The following is a 23337-nucleotide window of genomic DNA, read 5'->3' as shown; positions in this document are numbered from 1 at the left end:
TCATGCAGCTCTTTCCCGACGCCAAGCTCGGCTTCGGCCCTCCCACCGACGACGGCTTCTATTACGACATCGACGTCTCCCGCCCCTTCACCCCGGACGACCTGGACAAGATCACCGCCATCATGAAGGCCGCCATCGACAAGAACTGGCCCTTCGTCTACAAAGAACACCCCCGCGATGAGATCAAAGCCCTCCACCGCGGCCAGCCCTACAAGCTGGAGCTAATCGACGAAATCCCCGAGGACGAAGCCCTCAGCACCTACACCCACGACGGCTTTACCGACCTCTGCAAAGGCCCCCACGTCGACTCCACCGCCCAAATCCCCGCCTTCAAGCTCCTCAACGTCGCCGGCGCCTACTGGCGAGGCTCTGAGACCCGCCCTATGCTCCAGCGCATCTATGGCACCGCCTTCGAAAGCAAGGAAGCCCTTGATGAACATCTCCACCGCCTCGAGGAAGCCGAAAAACGCGACCACCGCAAGCTCGGCGTCGAGTTGGGTTTGTTCCTCTTCAACCCCATCGCGCCTGCCAGCCCCTTCTTCCTCCCCAAGGGCGCAAAGCTCTACAACACCCTCGTTGACTACGTCCGCGGCCTCTACAAAGAGTACGGCTACAATGAGGTTATCACCCCCCAGATCTTCGACACCGACCTCTGGAAGCGCTCCGGCCACTACGAGCACTACATCGAGAACATGTATGTCGTGAAGACCGAAGAGCGCGAGTACGGCGTCAAGCCCATGAACTGTCCCGCCCACGCCCTCATCTTCGGCGCCGGCCTCCACTCCTACCGAGACCTCCCTATCCGCCTCGCCGACTTTGGCCGCCTCCACCGCTACGAGCGCTCCGGCGTTACCCACGGTCTCACCCGCGTCCGCACCTTCGCCCAGGACGACGCCCACATCTTCTGCACCCCGGACCAGGCGGAAGCCGAGGTCCACTCCTTCATCAAGATGCTGGACGAGACCTACAAGCTCCTGGGCTTCAACGACGTCCGCATCGCCCTCTCCCTCAGACCCGAAAAACGCGTCGGCAGCGACGACCTCTGGGACCAGGCCGAGCGCATCCTCGCCGAAGCCCTGGAACACCGCAATCTCGCCTTCGACGTCATGCCCGGCGAAGGCGCCTTCTACGGCCCGAAAATCGACTTCTTTGTCGCCGACGCCATCGGCCGCGAGTGGCAGCTCGGCACCATCCAGCTCGACTATAACCTCCCCGTCCGCTTTGGCCTCGAGTTCATCGCCCAGGACGGCACCCGCCAGCGCCCCGTCGTCCTCCACCGCGCCATGCTGGGATCTTTGGAGCGTTTCTTAGGTGTATTAATAGAACACTACGGCGGCGCCTTCCCCCTCTGGCTCGCCCCCGTCCAGGCCGTCGTCATCCCCATCGCCGACCGCCACCTGGAGTACGCCCACACCGTCCAGTCCCAGCTAGCCGGCCACGGCTTCCGCGTCGATGTCGACTCCCGTAACGAGCGCATGAACCTAAAAATCCGCGAGGCCCAGCTGCAAAAAGTCCCCTACATGCTCGTCGTCGGTGACCGCGAAGCCCAGCAGGGCGCTGCCGCCGTCCGCACCCGCGACGGCCAGGACCTCAAAGCCCTCCCCATCTCACAAATCCTCCAGCGCCTCCAGGAAGAGTCCTCCGCCCGCAAGTAAACTGTACTGGCCTTCCTGGCTTTCTTGAGATAGAGCAGAGAACCAATCTCTTTTTGCCTGCTCGATGTCTTGACGACCTTTGGGGCTATTCCATTCAGTTCTCCCCCTTCGGCCTGGAAGATCTCCGCTGCCTTAGAGCATATATCGCGGAGTCCCCCCATCCTTGATATTTATTCAATAAAGAGGCCGTCCTCCGTAGGAGGATCGGCCCGATGCAATCGGACCGTCCTGAGTATGCCGAAGGAGGGTGATGAGGTGGTCCCATTTTCTCTTCCCCTTCTAGCAGACGCGTGATGCACATTAAAGGAAGTCTCAAGCTTTCTTCTATGATGGGCTAGTTTACGAGCAGCTAGAAATCGTCTAATCAGGCGGGGATTCGGGGGGCTGGTTAGGTTCTCCCCCTTCGGCCTGGAAGGCGAAGGGGGAGCTAGAGGGGGTTGTGGTATTTCTTTTTCTTTCCCTCTTCTCCCGTAGTCGGGAGAAGAGGGACTAAGGGTGATGAGGGCAGGGCCTTCCGAATAAAACCGAGGCCAGATTTTGACGACAAGGGCACAAATTTCTCAAACCAGGACGGCTCCAAATCCCCCAAACTCTAGTATTTCACAACATCACCTCCACAACCTGTTGACATATGCCCTATATATCCATAACATTCAAATTAATCCTTAAATGAGGTGAAACAGTGCCCGCCAAGAAGACCTCTGCTAAGAAAGCCGCTCCCGCTAAGAAGACCGCCAGCAAGAAATCCGCCGCTAGCTCCCGCTCCAAACCAGCCTCCAAGAGGAAGTAGGTCCCACCTGCCGCTTCGCGAGCTGGCCGCCGCCTCAAAACATCGCCTCAGCCCCGGCCCAACCTCCGGCCTGAATCATTTCCGTTTATTGGTGCGACGCCTCGACATCGAAAGGTAGCGGCCAGCTCCAACACCCTCAGGACCTCCCACGTCCTTGGACCCGGCGCGGAGGCAATCAAATCCCGCTCTCCAAGTTGCCTGCCTCGCGCCGCGCGTTGACTGTCCATGATTTGTGCCAGCCCGGCCATAAGCAGCCGGGCATCTGTTGTCCTTACCCTTAATTGACTATCCTATCCCCCCATGTTAAATTTCTTAGATACACTTTCTTCTGGGAGGAGTTAACACCATAGTCCGAGAGTACCGCGTTAACGAGGGCATACGCACCAGCCGCGTCCGTGTCGTGGACGCCAACGGCGAGCAGTTGGGTATCATGACCATCGGCAAAGCCCTGGATCTGGCGCGTCAGCAGCAGCTCGACCTGGTTGAGGTCTCGCCCGGGGCAGACCCCCCTGTGTGCCGCGTCCTGGACTACGGCAAACTCCGATATCTTCACGCCAAAAAGGTTAAGGAGTCTCGTAAAGCTCAAAAATCTACCGAGATGCGGGAGATCCGCTTCCGGCCCAACATAGGCGTTCATGACCTGGATGCTAAGACCAGAAAGGTCAAAGAGCTCCTGGAAGAAGGCGCCAAGGTCAAAGTAGCCGTCTTCTTCCGTGGCCGGGAAATGACCCACCCGGAACTCGGCATGATTCTCCTCAGGAAAGTCACTGAAGAAATGAAAGATGTAGCCAAACTGGAAAGACCCCCCGTATCCGAGCGCAACAACGTCTCGGTTATACTTGTCCCTGCTAACATCAGGCCTGAAAAGAAGCCTGAGGCTGAGAAGAAACCCGCCGAGGTCAAGAATGCCTAAGCTGAAGACCCATAAGGGCGCTCGCGCCCGAATCCATGTCACCTCCACCGGCAAGCTCCTGCGACGCAAAGGCATGAGCAGCCACCTCCGTCGCAAGAAGCCCAAAAACGTCCGCCGCACCTTCGACCGCAAGTTCCCCGTGGACAAGTCCATGGAAAAGAATATCAGGAATCTCATCCCCAACAGCCTGTAACCTTACCCTCCCGTGAGGACTCCCAGCAACGCCAGCTAATTAGGCCATTCTGCAGCCTCCCGTCCTATCCTCTCCCCCCTTGAGGCCTGTCCTGAGCCTGGTCGAAGGAGGGAGGGTTAGAGAGGGGGGTCAGGGTGAGGAGCGGGGGGTTTCCCCTCGCCGACTACGCAACTAACTCTCAAATAGGAATACTAAAGTGGTCAGAGTCAAAAGAGGTACCAACAAACACCGCAGGCACAAGAAAGTCCTTGAGCGAACCCGAGGCTTCGTCGCCTCCCCGGGCCGCCGCATCCGACAGGGCAAAGAAGCCCTCGTCCACGCCGGCGCCCACGCCTACCGAAGCCGCCGGCAGCGCAAGCGCGACTTCCGCAGCCTGTGGATCGTCCGCATCAACGCCGCCGCCCGCGGCGCGGACCTCACCTACAGCCAGCTAATGGCCGGCCTCCGAAAAGCCAACGTCGGCCTCGACCGCAAGTCCCTGGCCGAAACCGCCGTCCGCGACCCCCAGGCCTTCCAGGACATCATCACCCTGGCCAAACAGTCCCTAGCCTCCTAACCCAACCCGCCACCAGCACAGGCCACAAGCGAAAGCTCGTGGCCCTTTCTTTTCCATTGGCCTCGCCTTTGACCCAAGTAGATTATTCTCGCCAACTCGCCTTCATAGAGTTCCATCTTAGTGCTACCTGGGTGGAATAATCCGACAATGCCGACACCCAGGGTGTTGGGCGACTCCCCTTTCCATTCGGTTTTCCTCATTTACTCGTGAACGTCTGTCCCAAGTATCCCCTGAGGGAAAAAGAAGGCGTTAGGCGATGATGAGGTGTATCTATATTCAATCTCCCACCTCCAGTAGACCCATACTGCACATTGAGGGCTCACTTATTAAGAACCACGCGCTTCTTTTTCGGGTGGGTTGGGGGGTCGCCTCAGGTTCTCCCCCTTCGGCCTGGAAGGCGAAGGGGGAGTTAGAGGGGGTTGTGGTGAATCTTTTTTCTTTCCCTCTTCTCCCGTAATCGGGAGAAGAGGGCTGTAAGCTCGCCGTGGCGAGATAAAGGGTGATGAGGTCGATTCGAGTAGAACCAAGTCCTGAGCCAACAAACTGCGTCTCGGCCATGGGGTACACCGGCCCCTGGAGTGTCCCCTCCCGAGGGGCGGCCTCACACCACCGCATCCACCATAATCCCCCCAAACAATAACGCCAGGTACGCCAGCGAATACAAATACAAATGCCTCGCCCTCCGAATTCCTCCCTCCCTCCATAACAGCCACGCCAGATACAAGAACCACCCTCCCAGCGCCGACGCCACTCCCAAATACACCCACCCTACCGTACGCTCCGTGAAAAACAGCAGCGTCAGCGCCACCAGCACCAGACTGTACAGAAAAATCGCCCGCCGAGTCTCCTCCGTCCCCTGCACCACCGGCAGCATCGGCACCCCGGCCCGCGCATAGTCCTCCTTTATCAGCAGCGCCAGCGCCCAGAAATGCGGCGGCGTCCAGAAAAACACAATGGCGAACAGGTATATCGACGCCAGCCCTACCTCGTTCGTCACTGCCGCCCACCCCACCATCGGCGGCACTGCTCCCGCCGCGCCTCCCAGCACAATGTTCTGCGGCGTCGTGCGCTTTAAATACACCGTGTACACCAGTACGTAAAACACGGCCCCGCTCAGCGCCAACGATGCGCTCAGCAGATTCACCCCTGACGCGAACACCGCGAAGGCTAGGCAGTTCAGCACGATGCCGAAGACCAGCGCCTCCCGCGGCGATGTGCGGCGCGCCGGTATCGGTCTCCTCCGCGTCCTAGACATCCTCTCGTCTATATCCCTGTCCAGGTAGTGGTTCAGCGCGCTGGCCCCGCCCGCCGCCAGCGCCCCGCCCAACATCACCAGCCCCACAAGCCCCGCTGAAGGCATCCCCTGCTCCGCCAGCACCATCCCCCCCAGGGCGGTAATAAGCAGCAGCACAATAATCGGCGGCTTGGTCAAAGCCACATAACTGGATATCACTGACGCCGTAGGCTTACGAACACTTTGCATGAGATCCCTAGGTGGAGATCCTCCTTCTAGACCCCAGATATGGAAAAGCTGCCTTTGCCTGACTCGATTTGTCAAAATGCCAAGGCATGGTGCCAGATATCCCATCTGGTTCTCCCCCTTCGGCCTGGAAGGCGAAGGGGGAGTTAGACGCTGTCCTGAGTATGTCGAAGGAGGGGGTTGTGGTGAAATTTTCTCTCTTCCCCTTCCAGCAGGAAGGGGATAAAGGGGATGGTATCCCGATTAAAAACGACAACTCGTTACTCAAGAACACGCCTTCCTGTGGAGCTATGCTCCGCTGTGGCCCCATTCCGAAAAGGTTCCTTTGCTTCCCCACCCAACTCCCGAGTGTATGGCAGCACCGCCAGCGCCGCAACCAGCCCCCAGGTTAGGCTCGCCATCGCCAAGTGCAGCGCCCTCAACTCCGCCGTCAGGCCCCCCAGCACCGTCACCGCTCCCACCACCACCTGCGCCAGGAACACCGCCAGCGCCGCCAACCCCAACCAGGCCGCATCCCTCCTCAGCGGCCGGCTCCGCCACACCGCCACCACAGCCGCTGCCACCAGCACGCCTGCCGCCAGCGCCACGCATCTGTGTAACATATGTATTATCGGAAACTTGCTATTGAAAAAGACCATATCCTGGCATAACGGCCAGTCCGGGCACGCCCCTGACGCTCCCGACGTCGTAACATACGACCCCGTCAGCAGCAACGCATAAACTCCAACCGCCGCCGACACCGCCAGCGCCGTTACCCCCTTCTGCCCCTTGTCCGGCAGCTTCACACCACCCATCGAAGCTAGGAACAGAAAAATCGTCAACCCCAGCAACGCCTCCGCCAGCCCCAGATGCGCCGTCACCGTCTTGCCGTGTAATTCCGTCAGCACCGTCACGCCACCCAGTGCCCCCTGGGCCAGCACTAACACCAACCCCGTTATGGCAGGCCACACAATCCACGGCTGCCCTCGATACTTCACCCACGCCAACACCGCCACCGCCAGCACCAGCAGCCCCACCACGGACGCTGCTATACGATGCGAATACTCGATAAGCGTGTGAAAGTCAGCGTGCGGTATGATCTTGCCATGACACAAGGGCCAGTCGGGACATCCCAATCCAGACTCCGTCACGCGCACCACACCACCCAACACTATTAGCGCAAAGATAGCTGCGAGCGTAACAAGGACTAGCCGCTGGAAGAAGGGTGTCGTGGTGATCGAATTCCCTGCACCGCTCATATCCCAAGCCTCAACAAGAGTGAGAGTCTTACGTCATTCCTGATTTTATCAGAGTGGAGTCCTTGGGGTTTCCCCTCAGGTGCCCCCTCTTCTCCTATTGCAAAGGAGAAGAGGGGGATAGAGCCTGCCCTGAGCTTGTCGAAGGGGGGTGATGAGGTGATCCTTTTTTCTCTTTCCCTTCCAGCAGGAAGGGGATTAAGGGGATGGTATCCCGAATATGGCAAGGACAGCAAATTCAAACCGACTTTCCGTACAGGAACTCCGAAGGTCCGCTAGGCTTGAAGCTACTTAAGCGAGACCAGATAGTTCACCAGCGCCTGGTACTCCGCCTCGCTCATCGTGCCTCGCAGCGCTGGCATCACCGGCGCAAACCCGCTCACCACAAAGGCTCCAGGCTGCTCAATGGACTCCCGCATATACTGCTCCGCCGAAAGCCCGGGCTTCCGAGTCGCCGCTACGGTTCCTATGTTCGTCAGATTAGGCCCCACCTGCCCTACCGCCCCGCTCAATCCCTGTATCGTATGGCAGCCGCCGCAGCCCTTCGCGATGAATACACCCTCCCCCGTGACCGGCCGTGGCGTCCCGCCGCCGGGGGTCTGCGTGCCCGTGGGCGTCTCTCGAGGAGCGATAATCGTCGGCGTAAAGGTTGGCTCTGGCGCATGGGCCGTTTCCCTGTCCCCAACAAAAAAGTTCCCAAACAGCGCAATCAGTCCCAAGGCCACCCCCACTCCCAGCAGCAGTCCGCCCGTAAACATAGACCCGAAAAGCTTATGGTCGTACCGCAGGTGCATGTAGAACAACACCACTATGGCAAACTTCACAATCGACAGGACGATAAAGAACGTCACCAGCAGCGGCATTGGCACGTCCCAGTAGAAGGCCCACACCTCTATGGCCGTGATTACGGTGAGGATGACTCCAATGACAATGTAATTCAGTGGAGAGGGATGGGGCTTTTCGCTTGGGTGGCTATGAGGTTCCATCATCGCTCCTGAGTTGCTTACGCCCCGGCGCACTCCACGCCTAGCCGCCCCACCAGGTACACCACGGTAAAGATGACAATCCATACAATGTCCACAAAGTGCCAGTACAGTCCGGCTATATCCACATTCAACGGGTTCTTCACCATATCCGGCCGGATAAAGCTGATAGCCAGTATAGACAGCAGCCAGATAACGCCTATGGTCACGTGAGTCCCGTGGAAGCCTGTCAGCGTAAAGAACGTGGACCCGAATAGGTTGGTGCCAATGGTCAGCCCTTCGTCCACGAACAGGTTGAACTCATACACCTGGAACAGCAAGAACCCGGACCCCAGCAGCGCCGTCATAAACAGCCAGAACCGCATCGACCCCAGCTTCCCGCGCTCCGCCGACGACACCGCCAGCACCATCATCACGCTGCTCATCAATAATACGAAAGTGCTGGTCGACGTGATGGGTATGTCCAGCAGGCACGCCGGCGACTCCCCGTGCAGCAACGCCGCCTTACCTCGATTTACCATGTGGGTGGCAATCAGCGACCCGAAGAAAAGACACTCGGATCCCAGGAAGATCCACATCAAGAGCTTCCTGTGGCTCAAGCCCGTTGAGGTGTAATGCTCGTCCGGGATCACTGTGTGCGGCGTCATAGCCATTATCGTTTCCCGCCTCCGCGGCGCTTATCCCGGGCATGGCCTGCGGGTCCGGCCGTCTGCGTCTCGGGCGCTGTCGGCGGCTCAAAGACCCAGCTATAAAGCGCGAATAGGGCTAGTATCCCCCCTATCACGCTCACCGATATGTGCGATACCAGCCCGCCCGCGATCAGCGTCAGCCCCGCCGAAAGCAAAATCGGGTAGTAGGACGGCGTCGGCATGTGGATGTTATGCCCATGGCCGTGTTCCTCCGACGACGGCGCCGCCCCTTGCACCGTTCGCACCGGCCTGCCGTCGGCGCCCTCGGCGTACTTCTTGTGCCAGAAGTCGTCCCGTTCATACACGTGCGGTATCTGCGCGAAATTGTAGTGGGGGGGCGGCGAGGGTATGCTCCACTCCAGCGTCCGGGCATCCCAGGGGTCGTTCCCTGCCGCTTCTCCGTTCTTCCGGCTGTGCCACACGTTCTGCAGGAACACAAGCAGCCCCAGCCCCAGCACAAACACGCCCACCGTCGCAAAGGCGTTCCAGAAGTCCCACCCCATGCCCTCCGAATATGTGTAGACGCGCCGCGGCATCCCGTCCAGCCCCAGGAAATGCATGGGAAAGAAAGTGATGTTCATCCCAAGGAACCACAGCCAGAAGTGCAGTTTCCCCAGCGTTTCATTCAGCATCCTTCCCGTCATCTTCGGCCACCAGTAGTAGATGCCGGAGAAAATGCCCATCAGCGCCCCGCCGAACAATACATAGTGCAAATGCGCCACAATAAAGTACGTGTCGCTTTGCTGCGCGTCGGAGGGCACCACCGAGTGCATAACCCCGCTGATGCCGCCAATGGTGAACAGCAGTATGAATCCAATGGAGAACAGCATAGACGTCGTGAACCTTATCGATCCTCCCCAGAGCGTGCCCAGCCAGTTGAATATTTTGATGCCCGTCGGCACCGCTATAAACATAGTGCTAATCGCAAAGGCCGAGTTCGCCACCGGCCCTAGCCCCGTCACGAACATGTGGTGCGCCCAAACACCCCAACCCATAAAGCCGATGATGATGCCCGCCAGCACCACCGTGGTGTATCCAAAAAGCGGCTTCTTGGAGAATACCGGCAACACCTCGGACACTATACCCATGGCCGGCAAGATCAATATGTAGACTTCAGGGTGGCCGAAGGCCCAGAACAGGTGCTGCCACACCAGCGGGCTTGCCCCCGCCGCGGAATTGAAAAATTCAGTCCCAAACTGCCGGTCGAACAGCAGCAGCGTAATCGCCACCGTTATCACCGGGAACGCCAGTATGATAAGGAACGACACCACCAGCGTCATCCACACAAATACCGGCAGCTTCATCATGCTCATCCCAGGTGCCCGCAGGTTGATAATAGTCACGATGAAGTTAAACGCCGCCGCCAGCGACGCCACCCCCAGCACCTGCAACCCTAGAATCCAGTAATCCACCCCTGTGTCTGAAAATCCCGGGCCGTTTAGAGGCGCGTAGGCAAACCACCCTACGTCCGGCGCGCTGCCGGTAAAGAAGCTCGCGTTCAGCAAAATCGCGCCAAACAGGAACGTCCAGTAGCTGAAGGCGTTCAGTCTGGGGAACGCTACGTCCCTCGCGCCAATCATCAGCGGGATCATAAAGTTAAAAAAGGCCGCGCCCATAGGCATGATCACCAGGAATATCATGGTGGTGCCATGCATGGTGAACAGTTGGTTGAACGCTTCCGGCGTCACCACACCAGCCTCTGCCTGCGACAGCTGCAGCCGCATCAACAAAGCCTCAACGCCGCCAATCAAGAACAGGATAAACGCGGTCACACCGTACAGCGCGCCTATGCGCTTGTGGTCAATGGTCGTTATCCATGACCACAGCCCTGTGGGAGCAATAGGCCTGGCGAACATACCTCTCTTGGCAATGCTAGCGGTCGCCATGCTCTTCGCCTCCCCTCAGGCCCGTGCCCTCACGATTAATCTTTTTCATTCGAGGCCGCATTTTTGTATTCTAACCTGATTATTTTTCGCCTGGCTTTCCTGCTATTTCAGGCTCTGCAAATACGCTATCAAGGCAGTTATTTCTTCCTCCGACAGCCTCAGAGACGGGTCCTTAAACGCCGGCGCCAGCGCCGCCATTCGATTTCCTGGCTTGAACTCCTCCGGGTCCTCCAGCCATGCCCTTAGGTTTCCTTCCGTGCTGTCTGCTATGGCCCCCGCGAATACGTCTCGAGTCGCAAAGTGCGTCAGATTCGGCCCGTGGGTCACCGGCTGTCCTGTCAGGAACCCTTCCGTCCTCGCGTCCCTAACCTCCGCCGTGTCGAAGCCGCCAGTTGTTGTGTGACAGGCCACGCATCCCTTGGAATTGAACACTGCCAGGCCCCTCGCCGCCTCGTCGTTAGCCGGCTGCCGCGCCGGCGCCTGCTGCGACGCCACCCAGTCCTCAAACTCCTCCATCGGCGACGCCACCACTCTGAACTTCATCAGCGCGTGGGCTATGCCGCAAAACTCGGCGCACTGCCCCAAATATATGCCGGGTTCGTCCGCCCTAAACCATATATCGTTAGCCTCGTTGGGTATCACGTCCTCTTTGCCCGCCAGTTTCGGCACCCAGAAGCTATGGATAACATCGTCCGATATCAGATTCACCGTCACATCGCGCCCCACCGGCACGTGTATCTCGTTGGCCGTAGACACGGCGTATTGCGGGTACACCGCCTCCCACCACCACTGATGGCCGTACACGTCCACAATGAGCTGGTCATCGGAAGGCGCCTCGTCCAGCTCAAATATAGTGCGCACCGTCATCACCGCAATCGCCACCAGCAGCAGCGCCGGCACTACCGTCCACAGCACTTCCAGGTTACGATTGCCATGCACCTGGACCGGAAGCCGGTTCTCGCCCTTGTACCTGAATTTGATGACCGAGTATATGAGTATTCCCGCGACAATGGCGAAGACTACCACGCTGGCCCAGAAGATAACCCAGAATAGAGTTAGCTGGTTGCGGGCTACCGGGCCCTTCGGGTCGAAAGTGGACTGCGGGTTGTCTGGGTAGCAGCCAAGAAGCAGAAGCGCAAAAGCTAAAAGCAGGCCTAAAGCTAGTCCGCGGCGCAAAAAGAGCCTGCCTAACAAATGCGTCTCCTTCATGAACTTGGGGAAGTGTTCCTTCAACCTGTAAAAAATTTCACTAACAAAATACCAATAGGCCGTCAGGCAGTCAAGATAGTTAGGCCCTTTCCCGGATTATTTCAGGCCCGGCGCCCCAAACTTTGCCGCCCCGCCAGGCGGCCTCCCCCAAGCCTGGACCAGCGCGTCAGCCGCTTCCGCCTCCTCACCTGGCCCTATTCCACTCCTCGCTATAATCGGAATCCGCCCCTATATCCCTTGCCCTCTCGTTGATCTTCCGGGCGGTCAAGGTGAACTCATCTCTTGCTAGGTTATGCAGATTCCCCTCATCACCCGACCTTTCCAGCCATGAGCTGTCGCCCGTCAAGTCCACCAGGCTTCCGGCCCGCTCGTGCAGGTCAAACAGCTCCGTCCGCGTGAACGCTTTGCCTACATCATCCCTGATGGATACAAACGCCTCCACCAGGTCCACCCCGGTCTGCACATGTTCGTGAGTCCGTCTCCCCCTCGCCATAGCTCCCCCCTCCCCGCAAAATTCAGCTCCTATCCCGTCCTTGATGGCTCAGGCCATAAATCTCTTATCTCCTTCGGCATCATCATCCGGACATCCTCTATCTCCCCCTCCGATATGCGCCGCGACAGCAGCCTGAACACTGCCTGCGCTATCTCCTCCGAGTTCACTCCTGGGTCGGATCGATAGAATGCGTCGTCTATCCGCCTCAGGAAATCTTCTTTATGACGCTCCCTCAGCGGCTTGCCGCTCGGATCGTAGGCGTCATAGTAGAGTCCTCGAATCAGCATCGGCAGCTGCGCCGATAGTTGCGACGCCTCTTCCACTGTAAGCCGGTCCCTAAGCGCGTGAAGCGTGGCCCGCAGCGCCAGGTACGCGTAGTGTTTGTCCTGGGTGTCCAGCTCACTCATTAGCTCCAGCAGCCACCTGTTGCTCTTCTGAACTGTAGTGTCGAAAACATCCAGCCCCGTCGTCATATCCCACCCCCATCCGACGCGTCTACCCTTCTATCGTACCCGTGTAGTGCGGCTTGCCGTACCTTCATGTAGGACTAATTAGCCGGTCACATCCTGCTACCTACGGACTAATGCGGACGTGCGTCGAGATGCCGCGCGATTCTACCCGTCCCCCATTTCCGCCCGCTGCGCCGCGTATTGGCTCCGTGTAACCTGCGCCTGCTTCTCCCTCGCCTTCTCCCTCTCTTCCCGGTCAAGCCAGAGATAGAGCAGCGTCAGCAGCGCCGTCAGGTGTATAAAAGACCCTGGTAGCCACATCAATATCCCCGCCAGCTGCTGGTCGTCCGCCAGCGACAGCCCAAAATGCCCCGGCGACTCCCGATAGTAGCTGTAAATCGAATCCCCGGCAAAAGTGAGTATCGACCCCAGGATAATGCTCTGGAACATGGCCATGAACAGGTATAGAAATCTCAAGGGGTACGGCAGCAGCGTCCTCAGCGGCGGCGGCCCTATCACCGGCCACCAGAACAGTACGCCAGCCCCGAACATGGTAAGGTGTTCCGCCAGATGGACCACCCCGGACCTCAGCGCCGCGTCGTAGGCGTCCGGCACATGCCATGACCACATTACCGCCCCAAAGAGCAGCCACGCTGCCACCGGCATCGTCGCGCCCTTCAGCGCTTGGCGAACAACCCCCCTCCGGCTCAGCCATCGCCCTGCCGACAGCCTCACCGGATCGGGCAGCGCCCACATGTACTCCGCCACCGGCGCTGAAAGCAGCAGCAGCGGTGCGGCCACCATGGTCAGAAGCAAGTGCTGAACCATGTGCACAAAGAACAAATCTTGCGAAAACGTATCGATGGGCGACATCAAGGCCAGCGCCAGCGCGCCCATCCCTAACAAGAATAGCGCCGTCCGCCCTCCAGCCTTTGTAGAATACTTGGCCCGGTCCATCAACCGCCCTCGACCCACCATGTACAGCCCCAACAGCGCTCCCAGCGGTATCACTACCTCCGGCGCAAAGTTCCACTCCCGGATGAAATCTCCAAACGAGTCGGCCTGCGGCAAATGCCCGTGGCCCAAATGCAATAAGACCATGATGTGTTATTGTACATCCCCAAACAGGAGTTCCTAGAGGACTTATACTTACTGGGTGCCGCTGCAGGTCTCAAAATCGGAGAATAAACTGTTTCACTCTCAGAGAATTATGTCCTATACATTACGAAACAGCCTGGGAAGACTCGTTCGGATATGAATGGGTTATGGAGGAATCCCATCTGGTTCTCCCCCTTCGGCCTGGAAGGCGAAGGGGGAGTTAGACGCTGTCCTGAGTATGTCGAAGGAGGGGGTTGTGGTCTAAATTTTTCTTTCCCCTTCTTCCAGCAGGAAGAAGGGGAACAAGGGGATGATGGTATCCCGAATAGCGCGAGGATGGCTGTTACTCACAAATGTCCTCGCAAATAGACCCCATCATCCAGGTCGAAGGCCTCGTCAAAAAGTTCGGCAATCTCACCGCCGTCGACGGCATCTCCTTCTCCGTCCAAAAAGGCGAAATCTTCGGCATCATCGGCCCCAACGGCGCAGGCAAGACCACCACCCTGGAGATCATCGAAGGCCTCCAAACACCCACCTCCGGCTCCGTTAAAATCCTCGGCCTTCATCAGGACCCCAGCAATGCGCCGCTCATCAAGGAGCGCATTGGCGTCCAGCTTCAGGCCTCCACCTACTTTGACCACCTCACCCTCACCGAAATCCTGCACCTTTTCGGCAGCTTCTACCGCGCCCGCATCCCTCCCCACGACCTCCTCGCCAGGGTTGACCTCATAGACAAAGCCAGCACCACCATAAAAAAGCTCTCCGGCGGTCAGAAGCAGCGGTTTTCCATCGTCGCCAGCCTCGTCAACGACCCCGACCTTATTATTCTCGACGAGCCCACCACCGGCCTAGACCCCGCCGCCCGACGCAGCCTCTGGGACCTCATCCGCAACCTCCACAACGCGGGCAAGACCATCGTCCTCACCACCCACTACATGGAAGAAGCCCAGTTCCTCTGCAGCCGCGTAGCCATCATCGATCATGGCAAGATCATCGCCCTAGACACCGTTCCCAATCTTGTCCAGCGCATCCCGGCCCCCTACCGCGTCGTTCTCACTACTTCCATGCCCCTTCAATTGACTCCAGCTACGCCGGACCAGTGGTCCCTCGAGTCCATCGATAGCGACGGCCTTACCCTTCACCTCAGGATGTCCAGCCCGGCCTCCGCCCTCCCTGCCCTCACCCAGCTGGCGGGCCGGCAGAACGCGGTCATAACCCGCCTGGAAGTCATCCCCGCCACTCTGGAAGACGTCATCCTGGAGTTGACCGGGACCGCTCCACGATGAAAAAAGTCCTCATCGCCAACATCAAGATGACCCTGCGGGACCGCCAGACCCTTTTCTGGGCATTGGTCTTTCCCCTCATCTTCGTCACCGTCTTCGGCCTCTTCGATGTCGACTCCGTTGACCCTTCCGACATCGCCCTCATCGACCGCTCCAACTCCCCACAATCTCAAAGCCTTCGGTCCAACATATCCAGCATCCAGCTCCTCCAGGTCACAGACGCGTACCCCACGGAAGCCGCCGCCCGCCAGGCCATTCATGATAGAGATTTGGACTATGCCCTGGTTATTCCCGAAGACATCGCCACTGCTGGCCGCGACGGCGCCCCCTCTCGGTTAACCCTCTACTTCAGTTCAGGCAATCCGGGAATAAACCAGCTCACCCTCAGCGCCATTCAACAAGTGCTAGACCAGGCCAACCTGGAAATCGCCGGCGCCGGCAGGTCTCTGCTCCTATCCCCCCAGTCCATCCAGGACAAAGACGTCAAATACTACGACCAGCTCCTTCTCGGCCTCATAGGCATGGCCATCATGTTCAACTCCATCATCGTCATCGCCGTCAAAATCAGCGGCTACCGGCAGCAGCGCATCCTGCGGCGCCTCTTGGTCACCCCCCTCCCCCTCCGCAACTACTTCGCCGCCGAGGTTATAACCTACCTGGGCCTCGCCCTTATTCAGACCTCCCTGGTTCTGGCCGTGGGCGTCTTTGTCTTCGGCGGCCAAATCCATGGCAGCCTTCTCTGGATATACGTCATCGTCTTCTTCGCCAACCTGGTATTCCTCAACATCGGCTTCGCCATCGGCGGCTCCGTCTCCAGCCCCGCCGCCGCCTCCGGCCTCGCCAACGTCATCGCCATGCCCATGATGTTCTTCTCCGGCACCTTCTTCCCCACCTCCACCCTCCCAGCCTTCCTTCCGGACCTCGTCCAGGTCCTCCCCCTCACCCCCGCCATCGACGCCCTCCACGCCGTCGGCATCGATGGCAAACCCCTCTGGGACACCTGGCCCCAGCTAGCCATGCTCTCCGGCTGGATCATCGCCTCCTCCATCCTCGCCATCAAAACCTTCCGATTTGACTGAGCACTCAAAACCCTCAGAGTTAGCCCACTGTTGGATAAACCGCTTCATTTCTCTCGTGACCCGTGGGTAATAAAAAACTTCATTACCAGTGTTCAAGCAAAGCTATGCGATCACTGCTCTAGCTCTGCTACCTTTGAGGCCCCTTTTGGGCCTCTCATCTAGTTCTCCCCCTTCGGCCTGGAAGAGCCTGTCCCCAGTACCCCCGAGGGACGAAAGGGGAGTTAGACCTCGGCCTGAGCCCGCCTCAGGCGGGTTGAAGGAGGGGGTTGTGGTGGATTTTTTCTCTTCCCCTTCTTCCAGCAGGCTGTACTCAGTCCCAATACAGTCGGGGAAGAAGGTATCCCATACCGCAACTGTTTCCCCACCAGGAAATACCCACCTCCCACTCTTGCGTCTTACCGCGCCCGCGTTAAAATAAGAACATCGTCTGAATAATTCCCGGAGGAGCAATGGCAAAAGGCGACTTCCATAAGAAAGAGGCCAAGAAACCCAAGAAGGACTCCAAGAAGCCCGCGCCTCAGTCCGCAACCTACGTCAACCCAGAACCCGAAGTTGTCCGCAGAAAGCGAAAGCCTCGCGAAGAAGAGTAACCCTCCCTCTCCTCCCCCATCCCTCCTCCACGCCGTCGTCCGCGGCAAAGTTCAGGGCGTCGGCTTCCGTCAGTTCTTGACCGAAAAAGCTGCCGTTTTAGGCATACGCGGCACCGTCCGAAATCTCCCCGATGGTAGGTCAGTGGAAGTCTACGCCCAGGGCCCCCAGCGCAGCCTGGATACCCTCCTCGCCCACCTCAAACGCGGCCCCGCAGGCTCCCGCGTACTACAGATAGAAGCCGCCTGGCAGCCCCCTCGTGACCTGCCACTCGGCTTCTTCATCCTACCCGGCTAGCTCCTCTTCCCCCTCTTTTCCTTCTTCCCCTCGGACGCCTGCGCCTTAGCCGGCTGCGGCGCCTCCGCTCTCTTAATCCCATAGTACGTGTCGTTGTCCAGAATTCGCTTCAACGAATTCACTTGCACGTTCATCGGATGGGTTGGCATCGCGTACTGCTCTGTAACCGCGTAATGAACATCCTTTAATGACATAGAGCGGTTGCCGCCCTTCAGCAGTAGCCTGAAAACTATCTCCCTCAGCGGCATACCAGGGCTGATGAACCCTTCCTTGGTTGCGCAGCACTTTGTTATATCCCTGACCTGGTCCTTCACGGAGGGCTTACTCTTGGCCTTCTTAAGCTTCTCCGCGCAGTCCGGACACCTCCTGGACGTTAGAATTACATCCAGAGACCTCCCGTCTGCCTCCATGCCTCCCAGGTCAACGGCATAGTAGCCATCGCCGGGGTCCGGGGTTACAACCGCTGGTTCCTTGTGCTTTGTGGCCATTTATATCTCCACCTCTTCGTTCCAGTCCAGCATGTTCACCCACACTTCCTCGCCCGCGGCCGCCGTATCCTGGTCCTCAGGACACACAGCCAGGCCGTTGGCCTTCGCCATAGAAGTCAGAATGTTGGAGCCTTGCGGCCCCGTGGGGTCTGCATAGTAAACGTTATCGACTTTTGTCACCTGCACTCGAGCAAATACGCGCCGCCCATCGTAATTGTGGATTGGCCCTGAAGTATAGCCCTAATCATCGGTTTCGCCAACCGTTTTTTTCCCTGCATCTTTAAAATCGCTGGCCGGGCGAACATTTCAAACGCCACCATCGCGCTCACCGGGTTCCCCGGCAGCCCGAGATGCGGCACCTCCCGGCCTCCCGGCCCCCTCAGGCTCCCCCACGCCAGCGGCTTCGCAGGCCTCATCCTCACCGACCAAAAATTTATCCTCCCTCGCTCCGCCAGCACATCCTTCACGATGTCGTAGTCCCCCTTCGACACCCCCGCCGACGTCAGCAGCAGGTCCGACTCCAACCCCTCCTCCAGCTTCCGATTCATATCCGAAAGGTTATCCCTGGCAATGCCCAGCACCTTCGCCACCCCGCCATACTTCGCTACTGATGACGCCAGGCTGTAGCTATTGGCGTCATATATCTTCCCTGGCCCCAGCGGCACCCCGGGGGTCTGCAGCTCATCCCCCGTCGCAATGATCGCCACGCAGGGCTTTCTGATAACCTTGACCTTCCCCATCCCCAGCGAAGCCAGCACCCCTATCTCCGACGGCCTCAGCGCCATGCCCCTCTCCAGGATCCGTGCGCCTCTCCTCACATCCTCTCCTGCTGGCCTCACGTTGCGCCCCTTCGACCCGTCCCCTCGAATCGCTATCTCGTCCAAACCAGCTCCCTTCGACCGGCGCTCCACCTCGTCCGTCTCCTCAAAGGGCACCACCGCGTCCGCCCCCGGCGGCACCGGTGCCCCTGTCATTATTCGAATCGCCGTCCCCTTCTCCACCGCCTTCGACGGCACCTGTCCCGCCGCCACCAGGCCAATGACCCGCAATGTCACTGGCCGTTCCACGGAAGCCCCCGACGCGTCGTTAGCCCGCACTGCGTAGCCATCCATGGCCGAGTTCGCCGCCGGAGGTATATCGATAGGCGAATACACATCCTCCGTCAGCACCTGTCCTAGCGCATCCAGTATCGGCCTCTCCTCGGCCTCCAGCGGCTTGAAAGCCGATATTATTCGCTCGTAAGCCTCCTCCACGCTGAGCATGTCCTCGTGGCGATGCCCATGCCCCCTCCCGTGCCCGTGGCCTGTTCTAGTCTCCATACTAGCCTCCCCTCAGCGCGGCTCCAGCCTCTCTCTCCAGCGCCTTGACCACTCGCTCCAGCGCTTTCCCCACCTCTTCCGACGACAGCGTCTTCTCCGCCGACTGGAAATATATCCGGAAGGTCAGTGAGCTTTTGCCCTCCGGCACACCCTTCCCCTCGTATGCGTCATAAAACACCGCCGACTCCACCAGCGGCTGCCCCTCGATTATCCTCAACATCTTCGCCGACGCCACGCCCTTGTCCGCCAGCACCGTGATATCGCGTATCGACGCAGGGTACCTCGCCAGCGCCTTGAGACCACGCCTCCCTTGGGACAGCGCCTCCCTTAATGCCTCGATGTCCAACTCAAAAAACGCCACCGCCCCATCTATGTCAAACGCCTCCCGCACCTGCGGATGCACCTCCCCCACCACTCCCACCGCCTCGCCTCCCACCACCACTTTTGCCGACTTCCCAGGATGCAAGAACGGGTCCTCTAAAACCTGGTAGTCCGCCGCTGCGCCTACCTGAGCCAGGACTGACTCCACCACTCCCTTAGCGTCATAAAACCCAAAGTCCTCCCTCGGGCTTAGCCACCCCTCCTGCCCTCGAGGCCCATAGACTACCCCCGCCGCCATTTCCCTCTCATCGGGCAGGTCTTCGGCGCGAGGCAGATACACCCGACCCAACTCAAATATAGCCACAGACCCGCGTTGATAGCTCAAATTCGTAGCCAGTGTGCGCATAATGCTCACCCGCAAAGTCGGGCGCATAATCTCAAAGTCCCCGCTCATCGGGTTGGCTAGCGTAACGAGTCCCTCACGGCCCACTTCCGCCTTCGCCTTTTTCAGCAATGCCGCGCTCACCGCCGAATAGCTAATCGTCTCCTGCAAGCCCGCCCGCACCAGCATATCCCTCACCCGCTCCCTGAACTCGCGATTCGGTTGCGGCTGCCACGCCGGTATTGGCGTTGCCAGCGGGGTAGTCGGTATGCTGTCGTATCCCGTGATGCGCGCCACCTCCTCTACCACATCCTCCCAAATATTCACGTCCGCCCTCCAGTACGGCGCCGACACCCATACCCCTCCATCCTCTTGGCGGCACGCAAATCCCAGCGACTTCAGTACACTCGTCACCTTGTCCAGCGGGTACTCCACCCCCAGCAGCTTCTTGATCTGCGTCTGCGACACGGAAATTACCTTCGGCTTCTCCCTCCCCGGATACGCGTCCATGATATCCCTCGCCACCGTCCCGCCCGCCACCTGCTGAATTAACTTGGTAGCGCGACGCAGCGCCGGCTCCACCAGTCCCGGCCGCAGCCCCTTCTCAAATCGAATCGTCGCTTCTGTCCGAAACCTGAACTCCTGCGCCGTCTGCCGGTTGTTGTTCGGCTCAAAGCTCGCCGACTCCAGAAACACGTCCTTGGTATTCGCCGTTATCTCGCTGTCCACCCCGCCAATGACCCCCGCCAGCGCCCGCGCCTCCCGGTCGTCGGCGATCACCAGGTTGTTCGAGTTAAGCAGCCGCTTCTCCCCATCCAGGGTAGTCATGGTCTCGCCCGTGTACGCCCGCCGCACGATAATCCTGCTCCGCAATATCTTCTCGAAATCAAAGGCGTGCAGCGGCTGGCCATACTCCAGCATTACATAATTCGTCACGTCCACCACGTTGTTGATAGGCCGCACCCCCGCCCGCTTTAGTCGCTCCTCCAGCCATCGCGGCGACGGCCCCACCGCCACTCCCCTGATGAGGCTGGCCGCGTATCGAGGGCACAGGTCCGGCGACAGTATCTGCACCGACGCCTGGCCCCGAATCGGCTGCCCCTCCTCAGGGTACTGCAAGTCCGGCTGCCGCACCACCTGCCCCGTCAGCGCCGCCACCTCATACGCCACCCCCAGCGCCGATAGCCAGTCCGCTCGATTGGGCGTCACCTCCAGGTCCAGCGTATAGTCCCCCAAATAACTGTTTAGCTCCGCCCCCACCGGCGCATCCTTAGGCAGCACCAGTATCCCATCGTGGTCCTCCCCCAATCCCAACTCCCGCTCCGAACATATCATCCCCTCCGACACCACACCCCTAATCTTCGCCGCCTTCAACACCATCGGCTGGCCCGTATGTGAATCGATAACCCTCGCCCCCACCTTCGCGAAAGCGATCTTCTGCCCCGATGCCACATTAGGTGCCCCGCACACCACCTGCTGCCGCCCATTTCCAATAGTCACAGTGCAAAGCCGCAGCCTGTCAGCATTAGGATGCTTCTCCACGCTCTCGACATACCCAACAAAACAGTTCTCCCATCCCCCAATCCGCTCAATACCCCCCACCTCCAGCCCGGCCATCGTCAGCCGGTGCGCCAACTCCTCCACCGACACGTTTATCTCCACCATCTCCCGAAGCCAGGATAAAGGGACTTTCACTTAGGTCACATCTCCAATCCAGACCATCCATTGAGCTACATCCTTGGCCTGGTTATATAGACGATGGTCGGCAGTAACAAAGTTACACGAATTCTGATCCGCTAAAGCAAGATACAGAGTGTCATAAAAGGTTATAGAAAAGTCCCATGAAATTCTCATAGCATTCAGGATAATATCCTCATCCTCCCCCGCGCTGCCGATACCGAGTCGTGAAAAATTACTGTACATTGACCCCGCATTATTTGGTGAAAGGCGTCCCCTTCGGCTCGCTACGACCAGTCCGTTGGCAACTTCGTGCCTGATAATGGTAGGAGCAATTATTTCCACCAGCCCAGCCGAAAATGCGGTAAAAAATAGGTCAGCTTTGCCCAGGTGATCCTCATCTCGCAAATACCATTTAAGCGCCACGGAAGCATCCAGAACCCATGGCCCTCTAACGGCCATAGAGCCATTCCCGCTCTGTTCGAGCCAGATGCACCAGCTCAGCTGTAGACATCCCAAGAGGAGGCTGGCGGTCTCTCAGCTTTCTGGCTTCTTCCATCAGCTTCTTACGACGGGCCAATTCAGCCTTCGAAACCTTCTTTATACTTCTCTTTGCCATGGAATCTAAGCCTTTCTCACTTTCCTTAAGCCTGGTATGTTGCCGCTCTCCTCTAACCATTCTAATTAGCTCTTCTGTCGATGGTTTACCAGGCTTGGAGCGCGAACGTACTGCGTAAATCATTTCAATGGCTTTCCTAATCCGTTCCTTATCTGACTTCTGTCCATTTTCTCGCTTTATCGGCAAAACCACTCTCTTTATATCAGACTCCCGCACACGCACTCTCCCCCCAACCTTCACAGCAGGCACAGTCCCCTTAGAAATGTAACGCCTTACAGTCACTTCATGCACCCTCAAACGCTCCGCCACTTCTTTTACAGTTAGCAATTTATTCATATAACAAATTGTAGCAAATCATAGCAATACATAACAGTCTAAAACTGCCTCAAGTACCTCAAATCGTTCCCGTAAAACAGCCGTATATCCTCAATCCCGTGCTTCAGCATCGCGATGCGCTCTGGCCCCATCCCAAACGCGAACCCCGTGTACCTCCCAGGGTCGTACCCCGCCATCTCCAGCACCCGGGGGTGCACCATCCCCGCTCCCATAATCTCCAGCCACCCCGACCCCCGGCATATCCGGCACTTGGGGTCCCGGCCCTGGCACGCGAAGCAGTCTATCGACATATCGACGCCCGGCTCCACAAACGGGAAGTAGTCGCAGCGGAACCTCACCTTCCGCTCCGCCCCGAAAATCCGCCGCGCGAACTCGTACAGCGTCCCTTTCATGTTCGCAAAGGTTATCCCCTCGTCCACCGCCAGCCCCTCCACCTGGTGGAAGTGCCATTCGTGGGTGGCGTCCGTCGCCTCATATCGATATACCTTCCCCGGCACCACCACTCGAACCGGCGCGCCCCCCGAACCCTCCATCACCCGCGCCTGCATCGGCGACGTGTGCGTCCGAAGCAGCATGCTCTGCGCCCCTGCCTGGTCCTTGTAATCGACCCACAGCGTATTCCACATATCCCTCGCCGGATGACCCTTAGGGATGTTCAGCATCTCAAAGTTGTACTTGTCCCACTCTATCTCCGGCCCCTCTACTACCTGGAACCCCATGGCGGTAAACGCGTCGCATATCTCCCGAACCATCCGGGTCAGCGGATGGTATCTACCCATCGCCACTGGCCGCCCTGGCCGCGTCACGTCTATCCGCTCCTCCGACGCCAGCCCTGCCATTCGCCCCGCCTTCAGCCGCTCCTCCGCCTGCGACAGCGCCTCCTCCAGCGCACCCTTCACCAAATTCGCCCTGGCCCCCACCTCACGGCGTTCCTCCGTCGGCACGTCCTTCAAGTTCCGCAAGATCGCCGTCAACTCCCCTCGACGCCCCAGGTACGCCACCCGCCACGCCTCCAACCCCTCAACGCTGGTCGCGCCTTCCAGTTCTCTCAGGCCTTTTTGGCGTAGGTCATCTAACGTCTGAAGCAAGTTCGGCGAGGTCATGCGTTTATTGGTCCGATGCTGCGAGGATGACGGATTCCTTCAATTTGGGACACAATTATAGGTGCGCCTGATTTAGAGGGTCAAGGAAGCGCATGACATTAAAAATATGGTTACCGAAATAAAGTGATTGTCTCAAAACTACGGTTACCGAAATCCCAGGGAGGTAGCCGTGAACCGGGAGAGCATTGGCGAGTACGCTCAGCGTCAAAGGGAAAG

The 23337-nt window shown here is 58.7% G+C and carries 23 protein-coding genes; 7 read left to right on the top strand and 16 right to left on the bottom strand.

What is annotated here, in order from left to right; translation table 11 throughout:
• The first annotated feature begins 2 nt into the window (after positions 1-2).
• The 4 genes from thrS (at position 3) to rplT (ending at position 4107) form a co-directional block, all read left to right on the top strand.
• Entirely contained in the window at positions 3-1655 is a 1653-nt protein-coding gene (thrS, locus tag FJ320_10015) for a threonine--tRNA ligase (GenBank protein ID MBM3926297.1), read from the top strand.
• A gap of 1118 nt (positions 1656-2773) precedes the next feature.
• The gene (locus FJ320_10010) at positions 2774-3358 is read left to right on the top strand and encodes a translation initiation factor IF-3 (GenBank protein MBM3926296.1); all 585 of its coding nucleotides are present in this window, start codon (positions 2774-2776) and stop codon (positions 3356-3358) included.
• Positions 3351-3551, top strand: coding sequence for a 50S ribosomal protein L35 (rpmI, locus tag FJ320_10005; GenBank protein ID MBM3926295.1), 201 nt, complete (start codon positions 3351-3353; stop codon positions 3549-3551). The genes FJ320_10010 and rpmI overlap by 8 nt, the downstream gene beginning before the upstream one ends.
• Before the next feature lie 196 nt (positions 3552-3747).
• Positions 3748-4107, top strand: a complete 360-nt coding sequence (rplT, locus tag FJ320_10000; protein MBM3926294.1) for a 50S ribosomal protein L20 — start codon at positions 3748-3750, stop codon at positions 4105-4107.
• 601 nt (positions 4108-4708) lie between these two features.
• Here rplT and FJ320_09995 read toward each other — a convergent pair.
• The 9 genes from FJ320_09995 to FJ320_09955 all read right to left on the bottom strand — a co-directional run bounded on the left by FJ320_09995 (position 4709) and on the right by FJ320_09955 (position 13632).
• The gene (locus FJ320_09995) at positions 4709-5590 is read right to left on the bottom strand and encodes a protoheme IX farnesyltransferase (protein MBM3926293.1); all 882 of its coding nucleotides are present in this window, start codon (positions 5588-5590) and stop codon (positions 4709-4711) included.
• Between the two features lie 257 nt (positions 5591-5847).
• A complete protein-coding gene (locus FJ320_09990; GenBank protein MBM3926292.1) occupies positions 5848-6825 on the bottom strand; it encodes a heme A synthase in 978 nt (325 codons plus the stop codon).
• 284 nt (positions 6826-7109) lie between these two features.
• Positions 7110-7892 (bottom strand): c-type cytochrome, encoded by a 783-nt coding sequence (locus tag FJ320_09985; GenBank protein MBM3926291.1) that lies wholly within the window; start codon positions 7890-7892, stop codon positions 7110-7112.
• Positions 7826-8458, bottom strand: a complete 633-nt coding sequence (locus FJ320_09980; protein MBM3926290.1) for a heme-copper oxidase subunit III — start codon at positions 8456-8458, stop codon at positions 7826-7828. The genes FJ320_09985 and FJ320_09980 overlap by 67 nt, the downstream gene beginning before the upstream one ends.
• On the bottom strand, positions 8458-10380 hold the full coding sequence (gene ctaD / locus FJ320_09975) for a cytochrome c oxidase subunit I (protein MBM3926289.1): 1923 nt from the start codon (positions 10378-10380) through the stop codon (positions 8458-8460). The genes FJ320_09980 and ctaD overlap by 1 nt, the downstream gene beginning before the upstream one ends.
• Before the next feature lie 102 nt (positions 10381-10482).
• Positions 10483-11613, bottom strand: a complete 1131-nt coding sequence (gene coxB / locus FJ320_09970) for a cytochrome c oxidase subunit II (protein ID MBM3926288.1) — start codon at positions 11611-11613, stop codon at positions 10483-10485.
• A gap of 160 nt (positions 11614-11773) precedes the next feature.
• A complete protein-coding gene (locus FJ320_09965) occupies positions 11774-12082 on the bottom strand; it encodes a hypothetical protein (GenBank protein ID MBM3926287.1) in 309 nt (102 codons plus the stop codon).
• A 29-nt stretch (positions 12083-12111) separates the two neighbouring features.
• Positions 12112-12555: a DUF2267 domain-containing protein gene (locus FJ320_09960; protein ID MBM3926286.1), complete on the bottom strand. Its 444-nt coding sequence runs from the start codon at positions 12553-12555 to the stop codon at positions 12112-12114.
• Positions 12556-12696: 141 nt separating this feature from the next.
• On the bottom strand, positions 12697-13632 hold the full coding sequence (locus tag FJ320_09955) for a cytochrome c oxidase assembly protein (protein MBM3926285.1): 936 nt from the start codon (positions 13630-13632) through the stop codon (positions 12697-12699).
• A gap of 350 nt (positions 13633-13982) precedes the next feature.
• Here FJ320_09955 and FJ320_09950 point away from each other — a divergent pair, with 350 nt between their 5' ends.
• The 3 genes from FJ320_09950 to FJ320_09940 all read left to right on the top strand — a co-directional run bounded on the left by FJ320_09950 (position 13983) and on the right by FJ320_09940 (position 16876).
• Complete coding sequence (locus FJ320_09950) at positions 13983-14915, top strand: ABC transporter ATP-binding protein (GenBank protein ID MBM3926284.1); 933 nt, start codon at positions 13983-13985, stop codon at positions 14913-14915.
• On the top strand, positions 14912-15991 hold the full coding sequence (locus tag FJ320_09945) for an ABC transporter permease (protein MBM3926283.1): 1080 nt from the start codon (positions 14912-14914) through the stop codon (positions 15989-15991). Before FJ320_09950 ends, FJ320_09945 begins: the two co-directional genes overlap by 4 nt.
• Before the next feature lie 552 nt (positions 15992-16543).
• A complete protein-coding gene (locus FJ320_09940) occupies positions 16544-16876 on the top strand; it encodes an acylphosphatase (GenBank protein ID MBM3926282.1) in 333 nt (110 codons plus the stop codon).
• Here FJ320_09940 and FJ320_09935 read toward each other — a convergent pair.
• Genes FJ320_09935 through pheS form a run of 7 tightly spaced genes read right to left on the bottom strand, consistent with a single transcriptional unit; the run spans position 16873 to position 23121 of the window.
• On the bottom strand, positions 16873-17364 hold the full coding sequence (locus FJ320_09935) for a hypothetical protein (GenBank protein MBM3926281.1): 492 nt from the start codon (positions 17362-17364) through the stop codon (positions 16873-16875). The two genes, FJ320_09940 and FJ320_09935, sit on opposite strands and share 4 nt — an antisense overlap.
• Positions 17365-17586: a hypothetical protein gene (locus FJ320_09930; protein MBM3926280.1), complete on the bottom strand. Its 222-nt coding sequence runs from the start codon at positions 17584-17586 to the stop codon at positions 17365-17367.
• Positions 17541-18683, bottom strand: coding sequence for a molybdopterin molybdotransferase MoeA (locus tag FJ320_09925; protein MBM3926279.1), 1143 nt, complete (start codon positions 18681-18683; stop codon positions 17541-17543). The genes FJ320_09930 and FJ320_09925 overlap by 46 nt, the downstream gene beginning before the upstream one ends.
• 1 nt (position 18684) lies before the next feature.
• Positions 18685-21081, bottom strand: a complete 2397-nt coding sequence (locus FJ320_09920; GenBank protein ID MBM3926278.1) for a phenylalanine--tRNA ligase subunit beta — start codon at positions 21079-21081, stop codon at positions 18685-18687.
• Complete coding sequence (locus FJ320_09915; GenBank protein MBM3926277.1) at positions 21082-21525, bottom strand: type II toxin-antitoxin system VapC family toxin; 444 nt, start codon at positions 21523-21525, stop codon at positions 21082-21084.
• Positions 21515-22018 carry a helix-turn-helix domain-containing protein gene (locus FJ320_09910; GenBank protein MBM3926276.1) on the bottom strand — a complete coding sequence of 168 codons (504 nt, stop codon included), beginning with the start codon at positions 22016-22018 and terminating at the stop codon, positions 21515-21517. The genes FJ320_09915 and FJ320_09910 overlap by 11 nt, the downstream gene beginning before the upstream one ends.
• A gap of 38 nt (positions 22019-22056) precedes the next feature.
• Positions 22057-23121, bottom strand: a complete 1065-nt coding sequence (gene pheS / locus FJ320_09905; GenBank protein MBM3926275.1) for a phenylalanine--tRNA ligase subunit alpha — start codon at positions 23119-23121, stop codon at positions 22057-22059.
• Between the last annotated feature and the right edge of the window lie 216 nt (positions 23122-23337).

Source organism: SAR202 cluster bacterium (assembly GCA_016872285.1).
Lineage (GTDB): Bacteria > Chloroflexota > Dehalococcoidia > Lucifugimonadales.
Note: the sequence above shows the minus strand (reverse complement) of the source record. Positions and strands in the feature narration are given on the sequence as shown.